Raw genomic sequence first — 15,149 nt, 5'->3', positions numbered from 1 at the left:
ACACTCTGGAAGGAAGAACATGGCGGAAAAGCGGCGCGGTCTCGGCCGAGGGCTGGGAGCGCTGATCCCCAGTGCTCCCGCTGAGGAGATCCCCGAGCAGACGCGGCCTGAAGCCGAGGTCGCCAAGCCGGACCGGTCGGGGAACAGTGCTTCCGAGGTGTCGCGAAAGGCAGGCGGAAGGCCCGTGGATCTCTTCTTCGAGCGGGTCACCGAGGAGGACGTGGTGGAGCAGCCGCGTTCCTACTCTTCCGCGCTGAGGAGCGGTATCAACAGGAACGTGCTCGAGGCTCAAACTAAACGCGTTGCCAAATCAGGATCCGGGCGCAAGAGTTCGCCTAATGACGGACCGAAGAGCGGCAGAGCCAAGGAAGAGACTGCGCCACTCCCCGCAGAGGACCTGACAGTCGATCATGCCACCGGTGTCACTGACGCGGTTTCTGTGAACAAGGAGACCGTCGAGCCACAGTCCGTCGAGGTCGACGGGGCACGGGCCGACACGCCTGTAAGCGTCGCAACCGCGGGTGCTCCGGATGAGGATCGCTCTGTCCAGGGTTCATCCGCGGCAGATTCGGACCCTGGCGTTTCACGTGGAACGACGGCCGCCCCCGCATCGTCGGGCAGCGCGCCAATCTCGGAGGGTCTCGTGGAGGTGCCGGGGGCCACCTTTGCAGAGCTGCCCCTCGAGAGCATCCACCCGAACCGGAAGCAGCCCCGCGTCGAGTTCAACGAGGACGAGCTCGCCGAACTCGTCCACTCGATCCGCGAGATCGGCGTGCTCCAGCCGGTTGTCGTCCGACCCTCGCAGGAACATGGGGGCGCTCCCTACGAGCTCGTCATGGGCGAACGGAGGTGGCGGGCGTCCCGGGAAGCGGGGATGGAAACCATCCCCGCGATCATCCGTTCGACACTCGACGACGACCTGCTGCGGGACGCCCTGCTCGAGAACCTCCACCGGAGCGCCCTCAATCCCCTGGAGGAAGCGGCGGCGTACCAGCAGCTGCTGGACGACTTCGGGTGCTCCCATGACGAGCTGGCGGGGCGTCTCGGGCGTTCCCGCCCTCAGATCTCCAATACTCTTCGCCTGATGAAGCTCCCGCCGCTGGTTCAGCGTCGTGTGGCGGCGGGTGTGATCTCTGCCGGTCATGCACGCGCGCTGCTGGGCCTGAGCGACGCGGCCGACATGGAGAAGCTGGCGCAGAGGATCGTGGCCGAAGGTCTATCGGTTCGCTCGACGGAGGAGATCGTCGCCCTGAGCGGTGGCCTCCGATGGGCGACGAAGTCGGCGGCCCCTCGCGACGGCGCGCGGCACGAGCGGCTCGACTACCTTGCCACATCGCTGTCCGATCGTCTCGACACCAATGTCAAGATCACTCTCGGCGCCAAGAAGGGTCGTGTCAGTATCGAATTCGCGAGCGTGGACGACTTGAACCGGATCATCGGTGTCCTCTCCCCGAAAGCTGACTAGCCGCAAGATCGAGCTATCCCGGCCGGGTCTGGTTTCACGTGAAACCAGGCCCGGCTTTTTATTGTGATCTCTGCGTGCCTGCTCCGTGCCACTATCGGGCGCCCCGGCCATGGGCGTCTACTCCCACGCACTGCTGACCCCCTCCCCGACCTGAGCCACGGCGGCGAGGCGAGGGCTGCGCCATGGCCGGTCCGGGTAGCAGGATCGGCAGCTGCGAGACGAGGTCAGCCCGTGAAAAGCCTTACCTGGAAAGTGCCGTGCGTTCAATGTTTCACGTGAAACTCGCCCAAAATCCTGCGGTCGAGTCGGGGGGATCGGCGTGTACGACGATCGTGGGCTTTCGGGCCCATGCCGTCGCGAATTCGCGACACCGCGCGTTTGCTCGTTCGATTGCGGAAATCGACACGGATATGGCCGCCGGCCCGCTCTGTTGCGCCAGCAACACTGCTTGAGGCCCGCAGACGCAGCAGCACGTCTCACCGGGGCGCGATGGTGGCCCTGTATGGGCGCATCCTTTCGTGCCGCTGTGCGTGCCCGTGAGGCAGTCCTCCGACCGACCGGAGGATGCGGCGCCCCGGCCTCGACCGCAGATACTGACGGAGGGACTAGACAAGTTGTACTGCCGTGGCCAGCAGGACGTGGCGCGGGGTTTATCCAGTTTTGTCGGTGCCAGTTTCACGTGAAACATCGGCTGCGGTCGGCCCGGGCTCCCGCGAAGGCCGCGTTGGAGCTCTCGGTAGAAGGCCTAGAAGAGGCTATCAACATTGCCGTTTCATCAGTGCGGAACAATCGTAGCGCTACTGAGCCTCCTGTTTCACGTGAAACCTGGTCCTCACTGCCTGGCCGAGCAGCTCACTCTGGTGCTCCGCCCGGCACCGCTCTTGGGCAAGGGGCACCGTGAGCAATGGGGCGAAGAGCGGCTCCTCCCGCGATGTTCCGGACTCCCTGCGGTTCTGGTTCTCACCCTCGTGCCGCTATTCGACGGGGGATCCATCCCGTGCTGGGCGCCGTTATGTCCGGGGTCTCGAGACATTATCGAAGCTTGCGGAGCGTCAACATTTGATTTGAGCTCCTAGATGTGAGCGGGCGGTGAGGAAGAGTCTGGAGAGTGCGGGCCGCAGCTGCCGGGAACGTCACGAAGCGGACCGCGGTCTTGGAACGAGTAGTAGTCGGCAGGAGCCCCCGCGGAAGCGCCATGCTGAGCCAGGAACACGAGTGCCGTGGTGCCGCCCTGCCCTGGCGCACTCGTGCCATCGCGACGCGGGGATGCTTCGCCGCAGTAGCGCGAATCCCACCAGACCCTGGTGTCGCTGACGGGGACTGCCGAGCCTGCGGGGAAGAGAGAGGATGCAGCAGGTTCCGGACTTCCCGATCCGAGTGGTGCAGATGCGTTAGGCAGGAAGACGTTTCACGTGAAACAACGGTCGCCAAGACAGTGGGAGCGGGTCTGGATCGTCACTCCTCCGGATGGAACCGTACTCGTCTTCAATGCTCGGCGCCATCATGGCAGGCCGGGCACCTCTAGTTGATCCCGCGTGTCGCACAGAGTGAGCACAGAAGTGGTAGTCACCTCTCCTCCGCTTTCGGGGTCGCCTGACTCCTAACCCTACGCTCCGCCAGCATCCCTCGCGGGCTTCCCTGATATTTCCTCCACCGGTACACGGCCGGGCCAACTTGCAGTGGTGACTGCGGCTACTGCACTGTCGCCCGCTCTTAGGACGGCGTAGGCCACGCCGGACATTCAGAACGAGCGTCTTGCGCAGGTCGCAGCGAGAGTCGAGATCCGGTCCTGTTTCACGTGAAACGGCCGAAGGGCTCACTGCATACTCGACCATAGGGCTACGAAGGCTGGTAGGCGCAACGCACTTCCGTGGGCACACCGTCGCTTCATCCGGGCCGGTAGTTCAATCAGTGCTAATCAAGCACCAACGCAGAAGGACCCGCCGGAATCCGTCGGGTCCTTCTGCGTCAAACGAGGATCAGTTGATGAACGCGGCGAACTCCTGCTCGAGCACCTGCTTCGGCTTCGCTCCGATGGAGGTTGCCGCTACCTCACCGCCCTGGAAGACGTACACGGCGGGAATCGAGGTGATGCCGTACTTGGCCGCAATGGCGGGGTTGTCATCGACGTTGACCTTCACGACATCAACCTTTTCGGCGTGCTCCGCAGCGATGTCGTCCAGGATCGGCGACAGCATGCGGCAGGGTCCGCACCACTCGGCCCAGAAATCGACGATGACGGGCTTGCTGGCTTTCAGGACGTCGGCGTCGAATGACGCGTCCGTCACATCCTTTGCGTTGCTCATTGCAATACTCCTTGTGGTTGATGGATCAGAAGGACGCGGTCTCGGAAACAGCCTCGGCCGGCGGGGTAGGAACGCGTGCCGCGGTCTGCGAGGGGCTGATGGTGTCGGCCAGGTAATGCTCGACGTCCAGCGCGGCAACACAGCCGCTTCCCGACGCCGTGATCGCCTGTCGGTAGGTCGGATCGATGACATCGCCGGCAGCGAAGACACCGGGGAGCGAGGTCTTGGATGTGCGACCCAGTACTGCAATGGTTCCCTCGCTGGTGAGCTCGAGCTGGTCCTTGACCAGGTCGACGCGAGGATCATTACCAATGGCAACGAAGATGCCGGTGACGTCGAGGTCGCTCGTGGTGCCGTCGACGGTGCTCGCCAGCTTCACGCCGGTGACCTTGTCGGTACCGTGAATGCCTACCACTTCCGAGTTCCAGAGAAAGCGGATCTTCTCGTGGGCGAAAGCACGGTCCTGCATGATCTTGGAAGCACGCAGGGTGTCGCGACGGTGGATGACAGTGACGGAGCGGGCGAACTTCGTCAGGAAGAGGGCTTCCTCCATCGCCGAGTCACCGCCGCCGACCACCGCAATGTCCTGGTCCCGGAAAAAGAAACCATCACACGTTGCACACCAGCTGACGCCGTGGCCCGAGAGGCGCTTCTCGTCCTCGAGCCCGATCTCCCGGTACTCGGATCCTGTCGAGATGATGACGGCGCGGGCGAGGAATTCCTCACCCGTCGCGATGGTGAGCTTCTTGATCTCACCGGACAGCTCGGCGGACACGACATCCTCGAAGAGGATCTCGGTACCGAAGCGCCGCGCCTGCTTCTCGAACTGCTCCATGAGGTCGGGGCCCATGACGCCTTCCGGGAACCCGGGGAAGTTCTCGACGTCGGTGGTGTTCATCAGCTCACCGCCGGCCTTCACCGAGCTCGCGATCATGACGGGTTTGAGGTTCGCCCGTGCGGTGTAGACCGCGGCCGTGTAACCGGAGGGTCCTGACCCGACGATGATCACGTCGTGGACCTTCGGTTCGCTGCCCGAGGTATCTGCGGTGGGGGTGTCCAGTTGGACATCGGTTTGGGTTGTCACGTTCTCGAAAGACCTTTCTGTCTTCTCATACGCTGATACGGCCGAGTCGGGCTTATCCGCGGACACTTCCACAACGGAACCGCACGTGGACTTATTCCGTCCCGGCACATCCGCGCCCCGCTTCCGGGGCCCTTGGCTGCCGCTGAGCTGGCGCTTCGCGGCTAGGTGACGCTGATCTCCGCGATGCGAAGGCCGAACGGGTACTGTGCGTCGATGTTCGAGAGCCTGGGGAGCTGCGTGAAGTCGACGATGACGTAACGCGCCGTCCGGGCGCCGTCCGGGCCGTCCGGGATCGGAAGAGTCATCGTGGGCGCGGTGAAGCCGCCCTGCGCGATCTGCTCCGCCCCCTCCACGGTCGGCTCGTCGTTGACGAGCACCGAGAAACTGCCGCCGGCACCGTTGAGCTGGGCGATGGACACCTCCGAGATGGTCGATTCCTGTTCGAGCTCGACGACGAGGGCGAGGCTGGTGGCGAGGCCACCGAAGGTGTCACTGGCATAGACCTGGTTGCCCCAGAACGACGCGGTGTTGCCGTCGACGATCAGGGGCAGGTTCACGTCGTTCGCTGCATCGAGGGCCTGGTTGTCCGGGACGACACGCGAGATCCCCGTGATCACAGGCGCTACGGCTTCGGCTGTCGGCTCGGCTGCGGCCGTCGTCGGTGCCGTGGTTGCATCCTCCGCGGAGGGATCACCGGTGGCCTGCCGAGTCTCGCTGTCGGCGACGGGGGTCCCGCCGAAGAGGGACCCGAGTTGCGTGGCTGCCAGAACGACGGCGACCACCAGCACGATGGAGAGAACCGCGCCGACGAGGATACGGGTGAAATTGCGGCCCCTGCTGTCGTCGTCGTCCTGCTCGTAGCCATCAGGGCCGTCGACCGCGGAGGAATCGTCATCGCCGTAGTCGGACACCGGGAAACGTGAGGCAGCCCGCTCTGGGTGCCGGGTCACCGCTGCGGAGGCAGCCGCCGCTCCGGCCCCTGCCGCTCCGACGATGACGGCTCCTGTTGCGGCCGCCGGTCCACCCTGGTCTGCGCCGTCGTGCTCGCGCGGCTCGTCGCGCGACTGGACACGCGACTCGTCCCGCGGCTCGTCGCGCGGCTGGACGTCGGGCTGCGCAGACGACTGCACAGACGACTGCACAGACGACTCGCCGAGCGAGGCGGCAGGTGCAGCCGATGCACCCGAGGGTCGCTGGCTGGGCGGTGGCGGAACGAGGTGGGAGTGCTGGCGGACGGGGACCGACTCGGCTGCGGCGGGGGGAACATCGGAAGCGTCGTCCCGCTGGTCGTCCGGCTGGTCGTCCCTGGAGCCTCGCCGTCCCAATCGTCGTGCCAGTCCGGCGAAGCGGGAGGCCCGGTGTTCCCGCCCGTCGTCGTACTCCTCGTATTCCTCGTACTGGTCGTCGTAGGTCTCCGGTTCCGTCGAGCGCGGCCCGCCGAAGATCTCGGAACCGAGGGTATCGGTGAAGAACGGCTCGATGTACGGAGCCTCGGGCGCCGGCGCATCCTGCTGCACGATCAGGTCGAGCATGTCGGCGGCCGGGGCGCGGTTGGTCACCAGGTAGGTATCGGATTCGCTGATGCCGAGATCGAGGACCTGGATGTTCCCGGTCCTGTCACCCGTCGCCAGATCGCGCGCGCTCGCGGCCACCTGGGAGGCATTGCCGGCTGATGCGACGAGAATGCTGACCGGCCGGTTGAGCACCTGGTCCACGCCGTCGAGCACGAGGTCCTTCTCAGCAGATGCCAGTACGTAGGCGGTCACCTTGTAGCGGCCGCCCAGCACTGAACCGACGTCTACTGCTTCTGGCACGTGTTCCTCCCGGCGAACCCTGGCTGATTTCTCTCCATGCTACCGGTCGGTCAGGCCATAACCGGGCTGGTGGGTCAGGCGCCGCTCCGTCGGAATCTCGCGAGCAGCGGCTTCACGAACTCGTCGAGTTCGGTGATCCGGAGCAGTTTCAGCATGCCCAGGTACACGGCGGACATGGTGATTCCACCGATCGCAAGCACGAGAACGGCGTCGAACTTGGACTGCCAGAGGAAGCCGTCGGCGTCGTATCCGCCGAACGCCCAGCACAGCGCCGTTCCGGCGATCGCCGCCACGATGCCGGCGATGGTGAGCCGTACGTGGACGTCGAAGACGTGCCCTGCACCGTACGGACCGATCTTCCGGGTCAGGACGATGTGGCTGACGACGACGGCGATCACATTGCCGAGCGAGTAGGAGACGGCCAGCATCGGCACGATCAGCCCCGGTTCGAACGTGCCGGCGGCGAGAGCGAGCATCACGCCGACGACGGACAGGATCAGCTGGATCCGAAGGGGCGAGCGAACGTCCTCACTCGCGTAGAAGACGCGGTTCAGGAAGAAGCTCGCGCTGAGGAAGGGGGCTCCGACGGCGAGGATCGCGATGATGACACCATTGATCGCGGCGCTCTCCGCGGATTCACTGAACAGCATGCCCAACGGGCCGGCGAACGTGAGCAGGGCGGCTGCGCCGAAGACGGTTGCGACACCGATGATCCGCAGGCCCTGGGAGAGGGTAGCCCGGACCGCAGCGAGGTTGTTGTCCGCGTGCGCCGAGGACAACTGGTTGAACATGACCGTCGCCAGGGACAACGCGATGACGGAGTGCGGCAGCTGGTACACCATCGCGCCGAACTCCAGGTTCGTGAGGCCCGCGATCTGCACGGGCGGGTCCTGTGCGAGGAGCCGGGGGCGGGCTTCGGAGGCGATGGTCGCGACGCGCTGGTTCAGGAGGTACAGACCGTTGCCGATGAGCATGGTGACGATGGTGACGGACGCGAGCTTTCCCGTGCGCCCGAGTCCCGTTCCGCGCACACCGAACTTGGGCCGGAGCCCGAGGCGGAGGCGCTTGAGGGGGAGGAACAGCACGAGGGCCTGGATGACGATGCCCAGGGTCGTCCCGCCGGCCAGCAGCATCGTCTGCCCCGACGTCCACGTCTCGGGGCTGTGCCGTTCCGCCTGCTCACTGCCCATGAGCAGGATGAATGCCGTGAGGAAGGCGATGGACACGACGTTGTTGACGACCGGCGCCCACATGTACGGACCGAAGGACCCGTTGGCGTTCAGGATCTGGCCGGTCACGGCGTACATGCCGTAGAAGAAGATCTGCGGCAGGCACCAGTACGCGAAGGCCGTGGTGAGGGCGAGGTTCGCGCCCGTGACACTCGTCGTCAGGCTGACGATGACAGGCGCTGCGAGCGTCACGAGCACCGTCAGCACGAGCAGGCCGGCGGCAGCCAGCGTGAGCAGTCGGCTGACGTAGTCCGCTCCCCGGTCGGGCTGCCTGCTGGCGCGGATGATCTGCGGCACCAGGACGGCGTTGAAGACACCGCCTGCGAGCATGAGGTAGAGGAAATTCGGCAGGTTGTTCGCGGACGTGAAGAGATCCGAGACCTGCCCCGTCGCCCCGATCGCGGTCGCGAGCAGCGCCACGCGGACCAGGCCGAGGATCCGCGAGACCAGGGTCCCTGCAGCCATGATCGCACTTGAGCGGGCGGTGGAGCCGCTCCGGGGGGCAGAAGGGTCGTGAGCCGGCCCGCCCTGCTGGGGGACGGAGGTCGTGTTCGTTTCAGACATCGCTACCCATCGTCCCACGGGTCGTCAGCAGCGTGCGGCGCGCGAGGCGCGGGGACGTCAGAGGTGCTCGGGCAGGACCTCACGCGCGAGGTCCGCGATGCGGCGTTCATTGGGGAAGGACAGGCGGCGGCCCAGCTCCTGCAGCGGCACCCAGGCGACGTCGACGGCCTCGTGGTCCGGATCGTTCTCGATCGTCAGGTACCCGCCCGTGGCGATGAGCAGGAAGTGGTGGACCGTCTTGTGCACGCGGTGGCCGCTGACGGTGAACCAGTAGTCGATGCTCCCGAGGGCGGAGACGATCCTGCCCTCGATCCCGGTCTCCTCGGCGATCTCGCGGACAGCGGCTTCCTCGCTGTTCTCGGAGCCTTCCGGGTGGCCCTTCGGCAGGCACCACTCGAGGCGGCCGCCACGGTTCAGCCGGGCGATGATGGCGACGTCGAGCGTCTCCCTGGTGGCGTCCACGACGATCCCGCCGGCGGACACCTCCTCCACCGTGGGTAGCTGGTGCTGGACGGCAGGCATACCCGTGGTTCCCATTGACACTGTCAACGGGGTGCGCTTTGGAGCACTTGGAACGGGTCGGTCCATGCAGACCACTCTAACGATCTTTAAGGAGCCGCGATGACGGCGCGACCGGCCACCCACCCACCCGTACAGCATCGGTTCGGGCCGGTGCGCGGTGTGGGAAACCGGGGCGGATCTGGCACCCTTAAGGGACTATGGCGCACCTGCTGGACACCTCGACCCTTACCGCACCCCTCCCTCCCGTGGTCCTCGAGGTCGGCGAACTCTTCGATGCCGCGGGCCATGAGCTCTCCCTGGTCGGCGGGCCGGTGCGTGACCTGTTCCTCGGCAGGGTGTCTCCGGACCTGGACTTCACCACGAGCGCCGACCCCGACCAGACGCTCGCCGTCATCAAGCGCTGGGCGGATGCCTACTGGGAGATCGGGCGCGCCTTCGGTACCATCGGGCTGCGCAAGGACGGCTTCCAGATCGAGATCACCACGTACCGCGCGGAGGCGTACGACCCCACCTCCAGGAATCCGACGGTCGCCTTCGGGACGAGCCTCGAGGACGACCTCCTGCGGCGCGACTTCACCATCAACGCGATGGCGCTGAGGCTGCCGTCCCTCGAACTCGTCGATCCGTTCGGCGGAGTCCGGGACCTCCACGCGGGCCTGCTGCGCACGCCCGGCACGCCGTCGTCGTCCTTCTCCGACGACCCGCTGCGCATGATGCGCGCCGCGCGCTTCGTGTCCCAGCTGGGCGTGACGGTAGCCCCCGAGGTGTCGGAGGCCATGACGTCCATGGCGGAGAGGATCTCGATCATCTCGGCCGAACGCGTCCGCGACGAGCTGACCAAGCTCATCCAGGGCGCGGCGCCCGACGCCGGTATCGACCTGATGGTGGACAGCGGGCTCGCCGACCACGTGCTGCCTGAGGTCGCGGCGCTGCGCCTCGAGACGGACGAACACCACCGCCACAAGGACGTCTACCAGCACTCGCTGACCGTCCTGCGGCAGGCCTGCGCCCTCGAGACGGACGATGACGGTCCCGTGCCGGCGCCCGACGTCGTCCTCCGGTTCGCCGCGCTCCTGCACGACATCGGCAAGCCCGCGACGCGGAAGTTCGAACTCGGAGGTGCGGTGAGCTTCCGCCACCACGACGCCGTCGGCGCGAAGCTCGTGACCCGGAGGCTGCGGGCCCTGAGGTTCGACAACGACACCATCAAGTCCATCGCACGCCTCGTGGAACTGCACATGCGTTTCTACGGATACGGCGAAGCCGGCTGGAGCGACTCGGCGGTGCGGCGGTACGTGAACGACGCCGGGCCCCTGCTGGAGCGGCTGCACCGCCTCACGCGCTCCGACGTCACCACCCGGAACCGGCGCAAGGCCGAGCGCCTCGCCTTCGCCTACGACGACCTCGAGGAGAGGATCGCCGCACTCGCCGAGCAGGAGGAGCTGGCGTCCATCCGGCCCGACCTCGACGGGGAACAGATCATGGCGCTCCTCGGCATCCGGCCCGGTCCTGTGGTGGGACGCGCCTACAGGTTCCTCCTGGAGGAACGGATGGACCACGGCCCGCACAAGCCCGCCGACGCCGAGACCAAGCTCCGCCACTGGTGGAGCGAGCAGCCCGAATCCCAGGAGAACCCATGAAGCCCATGACAGGTGCAGCAGCACCGGACCTCACCCCGGCCGGGACGCCGCTGCCCAGGCTGTGGCTCCTGCGGCACGGCGAGACGGAATGGTCCCGCGACGGGCGCTACACGGGTCTGACGGACCTCCCGCTCACAGAGCACGGCGAGAAGCAGGTGCTGGCCGCCCGCGAGCACCTCGAGGGCGTGGACTTCGACCTCGTGATGACGTCGCCCCTGCAGCGTGCGGTCCGTACGGCCGAACTGGCGGGATTTCCCGACGCGGAAGTATTACCGCACGCGCATGAATGGGACTACGGCGACAACGAGGGTCTAAACAGCGCCACGGTGCGCGAGGAGAATCCCGGGTACCTGATCTGGAACGACGGCGCCCCCAATGGAGAGACGCTGGACCAGGTCTCCGAGCGGGCGGACCGCATCATCGCCCGCGTGCAGGCCGGGTGCGGCACCCCCGCCGACCGCGATCCGGACGCCAGGCCCATCGAGAACGCCCTGCTCGTGGCCCACGGCCATTTCCTGCGGATCGTCGCCGCCCGGTGGCTGCAGTTCGGCGGTATCGAGGGCCGGCACTTCGTCCTCGGCACAGCTGCGGTCTGTGCGCTCGGGTGGGACAAGCGCACGCCCGCCCTCGTGCACTGGAACCTCTAGCCGGGCCGGGAAGACCGCACCCGGAATGAGGCACGCGAACGGGGCGTTATACGGTCGTGAGGGCTGGACCGGCCCTTCCCTGGAGCCGGTCGGAAGGGAGCTGGTGTGTCCGCCGTCCGGCGCGTAGCCATGCTGTCCCTGCACACCTCCCCGCTCGAGCAGCCCGGGAGGGGTGACGCCGGCGGGATGAACGTGTACGTCCGGAGCACCGCGCTCGAGCTGGCCGGCGTCGGTATCGAGGTCGAGATCTTCACGCGGGAGTCCGGTGAAGGCAGGCCGCCCCGCGAGGTGGTCGGTGAGGGCGTCGTGGTGCATCACCTCGATGCGGGTCCGCCCCGGCCCCTCCCGAAGGAAGCCCTTCCCGGACTGGCCGGGACCTTCGCCGATGCGATCACCGACGTCGCGGACCTGCTCGCGGACGGACACTTCGACGTCCTGCACTCCCACTACTGGGTCTCCGGCATCGTCGGCCTGACCCTCAGCAGGGAGATGAACCTGCCCCTCGTCCATTCCATGCACACCATGGCGAAGGTCAAGAACCTGCACATGAAGGCCCTCGCCGCGCCCGAACCAACCGACCGGATCGCCGGCGAGCAGGACATCGTCGACGGCGCGGCCCGTGTCATCGCCAACACCCGCACCGAGGCCGCCGAACTCGTCAGCCTGTACGGTGCGTCCCGTGACCGGGTCGACGTCGTGGCCCCCGGGGTGGACCTGTCGACCTTCCACCCCGGCGACCGCGGTGCCGCCCGTGCCGCCCTCGCCTTCTCCCCGGACCAGTTCCACGTGGTGTTCGCCGGCAGGATCCAGAAACTCAAGGGACCCCAGGTGCTGGTCGCGGCGGCCGCGGAACTCCGCCGCCGCCGCCCGGACATCCCGCTCGCCGTGAGCATCCTCGGTTCAGGGAGTGGCTCGGAGGCGCTCGCACTGCAGCCCCTCATCGACCACTTCGGCCTCACGGACGAGGTGCGCCTCTACCCACCCGTCACGGCGGTCCACCTGGCGCAGTGGTTCCGCTCGGCAGACGCCGTGGCCATGCCGTCCTACAGCGAGTCCTTCGGGCTCGTGGCACTCGAAGCGCAGGCGTGCGGGACACCGGTCGTCGCAGCCAACGTCGGCGGCCTCCCGCAGGCCGTGAGCGACGGGCGGAGCGGGATCCTGGTGAACGGGCACACCGGTGCGGCCTGGGCCGACGCCCTCGAGCGCCTGTACGACGACGCACACCTGCGGGAGAAACTCGGACGCGGGGCCGCCGTCCACGCGCTCGCCTTCGGCTGGCAGCGCACGGCGCTGCTGACGGCGCAGAGCTACCGCACCGCCGTCGAGCGTTTTCCCGCAGCGACAGCGCGCTGAAGCGGGCCGGGCACGCCGCCTAGGATGGAAGCGTGAATCCCACCGAGCTCGCCGAATACCTCGACTCCGTCCGTATCACCGGCCGCGTGGCCACGCCCCGGCAGGACAACCTGAGACACATGCGCCTCTTCCTCGAGGGCGATGAGAACCTCGAATTCGGCGTCAGGCACACGCGCGAGTGGACGTTCGACGACGTCTTCGACCTCATGCACCAGCGCACGGGGACGAGCGCCGACCGCAGCCACACCCAGGGCCAGGACACGATCGACGCCGGGAAGTGCGTCGCGGCTCTCGATCGCTTCGCGGACCGGCTGGGCGCCTCGGCTCTCCGCGGCGAACGGATCCTCTTCGCGACGGGTCACCCCGCCGGGCTCCTCCCCGTCCATGCAGCCTTCGCGCGGTCCGCAGCGGCCGCGGGCGCGACCGTGGTGGAGGTGCCGGAGGGGCGGCGCTTCGGAGCCGGTGACATCCGCCAGGTCTTCGGCGTCCTCGTCTGGCACCAGCACGGCGGGCTCATGCACACGCACCTGCCCGAACCGATGCGGCTCAGCCTCGACACGCTCGCCCGTGAGGGACGCGCCATGCCGGACCTCGTCGTGGCGGATCACGGCTGGGCGGGACAGGCCGCGAGCTCGGGCTTCCCGACCATCGGCTTCGCCGACTGCAACGATCCCGGGCTGTTCGTCTCCGAAGCACAAGGACAGGTCGAGGTCGCCGTTCCCCTGGACGACAACGTCCCTCCCGGGCTGTACGGACCGCTCATCGACTACGTCCTGGAGCGGGCCGGCCTACCCCCGGTCGAGGCTCCGGCCGCTGACAGGTCCGTGTCATGAGTGACCTCGAGATCGCACGTGCCGCGGCCATCCGGCCCATCGAGGACATCGCCGATGCCGCAGGGATTCCCCGCGAGGCGCTCGAACCCTACGGCCGTTTCAAGGCGAAGATCGATCCCCGCCTCCTGCCCGACGGCGGGACGCCGGGGAAGGTGGTCCTGGTCAGCGCCATGAGCCCCACTCCTGCCGGAGAGGGTAAATCGACCTGCACCGTGGGGCTCGCCGATTCCCTCGCCCGCGCGGGGCAGCGGGTGATGATCGCGCTCCGCGAGCCGTCCCTCGGTCCGGTGCTCGGCATGAAGGGCGGTGCGACGGGTGGCGGGTACTCGCAGGTGCTGCCCATGGACGAGATCAACCTGCACTTCACCGGCGACTTCCACGCGATCACGTCGGCCAACAACGCGCTCGCCGCACTGATCGACAACCACATCCACCAGGGCAACGAGCTCGGCATCGATCCGCGGCGCATCACCCTGAAGCGGGTGCTCGACGTCAATGACAGGGCCCTCCGCGAGGTGGTCATCGGGCTCGGCGGTCCGGCCCAGGGAACCCCCCGGCAGGACGGGTTCGACATCACGGTGGCCTCCGAGATCATGGCCGTCTTCTGCCTGGCCCGGGACCTCGCCGACCTGAAGGAACGCCTCGGGGACATCACCTTCGGCTACACGTACGACCGCACACCCCTCACCGTCCGCGAGCTGCAGGTCGAGGGCGCGCTGGCCCTGCTGCTCAGGGACGCCATCAAGCCGAACCTGGTGCAGAGCATCGCGGGCACGCCGGCGCTCGTCCACGGCGGGCCCTTCGCCAATATCGCCCACGGCTGCAACTCCGTGATCGCGACCCGGACCGCCCGGCGCCTGGCGGACATCGTGGTGACCGAGGCGGGATTCGGGGCGGACCTCGGCGCGGAGAAGTTCCTGGACATCAAGGCGCGCGCCGCGGGCCTCGCGCCCGACGCCGTGGTCATCGTCGCGACGATCCGCGCCCTCAAGATGCACGGCGGTGTCGCGAAGGCCGACCTCGCAGCCCCCGCCCTGGACGCCCTGCGGGACGGAACAGCCAACCTCCTGCGGCACGTTCGCAACATCGAGAAGTTCGGCATCACCCCCGTCGTCGCCATCAACAGGTTCCGTACGGATTCGCAGGAGGAACTCCACTGGATGCTGGGATGGTGCGCCGCCGAGGGCATCGAGGCAGCCGTCGCCGACGTCTGGGGCCAGGGCGGTGGGGGACCGGGTGGCGACGACCTCGCGGCGAAGGTGCTCGCGGCCCTGGACCGGCCGGTCAGCTTCTCGCCCCTCTACTCCCTCGACCTCCCGATCGAGGACAAGATCCGCACCATCGTGCAGGAGATCTACGGAGCCGACGGCGTCGAGTTCTCGGTCCGCGCGCTGCGACGGCTGAAGGAGATCGATGCCAACGGGTGGTCCGGACTGCCCGTGTGCATGGCCAAGACCCAGTATTCCTTCTCGGACGACCCGACCCTGCTCGGTGCTCCGAAGGGTTTCACCGTCCACGTCCGCGACCTCATCCCGAAGACGGGTGCGGGCTTCATCGTCGCACTCACCGGTTCGGTCATGACGATGCCGGGGCTGCCGCCGGAGCCCGCGGCCCTGCGGATGGACGTGGACAGCGACGGGAACGCCGTCGGGCTGTTCTAGGCCTGTGGAGGTCCTTCAGGACAATCAGAGC

11 protein-coding genes are annotated in these 15,149 nt (G+C 67.3%); 6 read left to right on the top strand and 5 right to left on the bottom strand.

Going from position 1 to position 15,149, the window contains the following annotated elements; translation table 11 throughout:
- The first annotated feature begins 19 nt into the window (after positions 1–19).
- A complete protein-coding gene (locus tag ACX80I_RS05625) occupies positions 20–1,465 on the top strand; it encodes a ParB/RepB/Spo0J family partition protein (protein ID WP_459344152.1) in 1,446 nt (481 codons plus the stop codon).
- A 1,979-nt stretch (positions 1,466–3,444) separates the two neighbouring features.
- Here ACX80I_RS05625 and trxA read toward each other — a convergent pair.
- The 5 genes from trxA to ACX80I_RS05600 form a co-directional block, all read right to left on the bottom strand.
- Positions 3,445–3,771, bottom strand: a complete 327-nt coding sequence (gene trxA / locus ACX80I_RS05620; protein ID WP_301224501.1) for a thioredoxin — start codon at positions 3,769–3,771, stop codon at positions 3,445–3,447.
- A gap of 25 nt (positions 3,772–3,796) precedes the next feature.
- The gene (trxB, locus tag ACX80I_RS05615; RefSeq protein ID WP_459344332.1) at positions 3,797–4,831 is read right to left on the bottom strand and encodes a thioredoxin-disulfide reductase; all 1,035 of its coding nucleotides are present in this window, start codon (positions 4,829–4,831) and stop codon (positions 3,797–3,799) included.
- Between the two features lie 185 nt (positions 4,832–5,016).
- Positions 5,017–6,669, bottom strand: coding sequence for an ABC transporter substrate-binding protein (locus tag ACX80I_RS05610; protein WP_459344151.1), 1,653 nt, complete (start codon positions 6,667–6,669; stop codon positions 5,017–5,019).
- A 74-nt stretch (positions 6,670–6,743) separates the two neighbouring features.
- Positions 6,744–8,363, bottom strand: coding sequence for a murein biosynthesis integral membrane protein MurJ (murJ, locus tag ACX80I_RS05605; protein ID WP_459344150.1), 1,620 nt, complete (start codon positions 8,361–8,363; stop codon positions 6,744–6,746).
- A gap of 156 nt (positions 8,364–8,519) precedes the next feature.
- A complete protein-coding gene (locus ACX80I_RS05600; RefSeq protein WP_225437263.1) occupies positions 8,520–8,999 on the bottom strand; it encodes an NUDIX hydrolase in 480 nt (159 codons plus the stop codon).
- 182 nt (positions 9,000–9,181) lie between these two features.
- Between ACX80I_RS05600 and ACX80I_RS05595 the strand changes: the two genes are divergently transcribed.
- The 5 genes from ACX80I_RS05595 to ACX80I_RS05575 all read left to right on the top strand — a co-directional run bounded on the left by ACX80I_RS05595 (position 9,182) and on the right by ACX80I_RS05575 (position 15,118).
- A complete protein-coding gene (locus ACX80I_RS05595; protein ID WP_459344149.1) occupies positions 9,182–10,624 on the top strand; it encodes a CCA tRNA nucleotidyltransferase in 1,443 nt (480 codons plus the stop codon).
- The gene (locus ACX80I_RS05590) at positions 10,621–11,271 is read left to right on the top strand and encodes a histidine phosphatase family protein (protein WP_459344148.1); all 651 of its coding nucleotides are present in this window, start codon (positions 10,621–10,623) and stop codon (positions 11,269–11,271) included. Before ACX80I_RS05595 ends, ACX80I_RS05590 begins: the two co-directional genes overlap by 4 nt.
- Before the next feature lie 105 nt (positions 11,272–11,376).
- The gene (gene mshA, locus ACX80I_RS05585) at positions 11,377–12,624 is read left to right on the top strand and encodes a D-inositol-3-phosphate glycosyltransferase (RefSeq protein WP_459344147.1); all 1,248 of its coding nucleotides are present in this window, start codon (positions 11,377–11,379) and stop codon (positions 12,622–12,624) included.
- A 32-nt stretch (positions 12,625–12,656) separates the two neighbouring features.
- Positions 12,657–13,457 (top strand): phosphatase, encoded by an 801-nt coding sequence (locus ACX80I_RS05580; protein ID WP_459344146.1) that lies wholly within the window; start codon positions 12,657–12,659, stop codon positions 13,455–13,457.
- The gene (locus ACX80I_RS05575) at positions 13,454–15,118 is read left to right on the top strand and encodes a formate--tetrahydrofolate ligase (RefSeq protein ID WP_459344145.1); all 1,665 of its coding nucleotides are present in this window, start codon (positions 13,454–13,456) and stop codon (positions 15,116–15,118) included. Before ACX80I_RS05580 ends, ACX80I_RS05575 begins: the two co-directional genes overlap by 4 nt.
- Positions 15,119–15,149 lie beyond the last annotated feature (31 nt).

This window comes from Arthrobacter rhamnosi (assembly GCF_054510855.1).
The sequence above is the reverse complement of the archived record's forward strand: the minus strand, read 5'-3'. Positions and strand labels throughout refer to the sequence as shown.

Bases quoted from the DNA above. Each gene is read 5' to 3' on its own strand.
- ACX80I_RS05625 (WP_459344152.1), top strand. From the start codon at position 20: ATGGCGGAAAAGCGGCGCGGTCTCGGCCGAGGGCTGGGAGCGCTGATC.
- trxA (WP_301224501.1), bottom strand. From the start codon at position 3,771: ATGAGCAACGCAAAGGATGTGACGGACGCGTCATTCGACGCCGACGTC.
- murJ (WP_459344150.1), bottom strand. From the start codon at position 8,363: ATGGCTGCAGGGACCCTGGTCTCGCGGATCCTCGGCCTGGTCCGCGTG.
- ACX80I_RS05600 (WP_225437263.1), bottom strand. From the start codon at position 8,999: ATGGGAACCACGGGTATGCCTGCCGTCCAGCACCAGCTACCCACGGTG.
- ACX80I_RS05595 (WP_459344149.1), top strand. From the start codon at position 9,182: ATGGCGCACCTGCTGGACACCTCGACCCTTACCGCACCCCTCCCTCCC.
- ACX80I_RS05590 (WP_459344148.1), top strand. From the start codon at position 10,621: ATGAAGCCCATGACAGGTGCAGCAGCACCGGACCTCACCCCGGCCGGG.
- ACX80I_RS05575 (WP_459344145.1), top strand. From the start codon at position 13,454: ATGAGTGACCTCGAGATCGCACGTGCCGCGGCCATCCGGCCCATCGAG.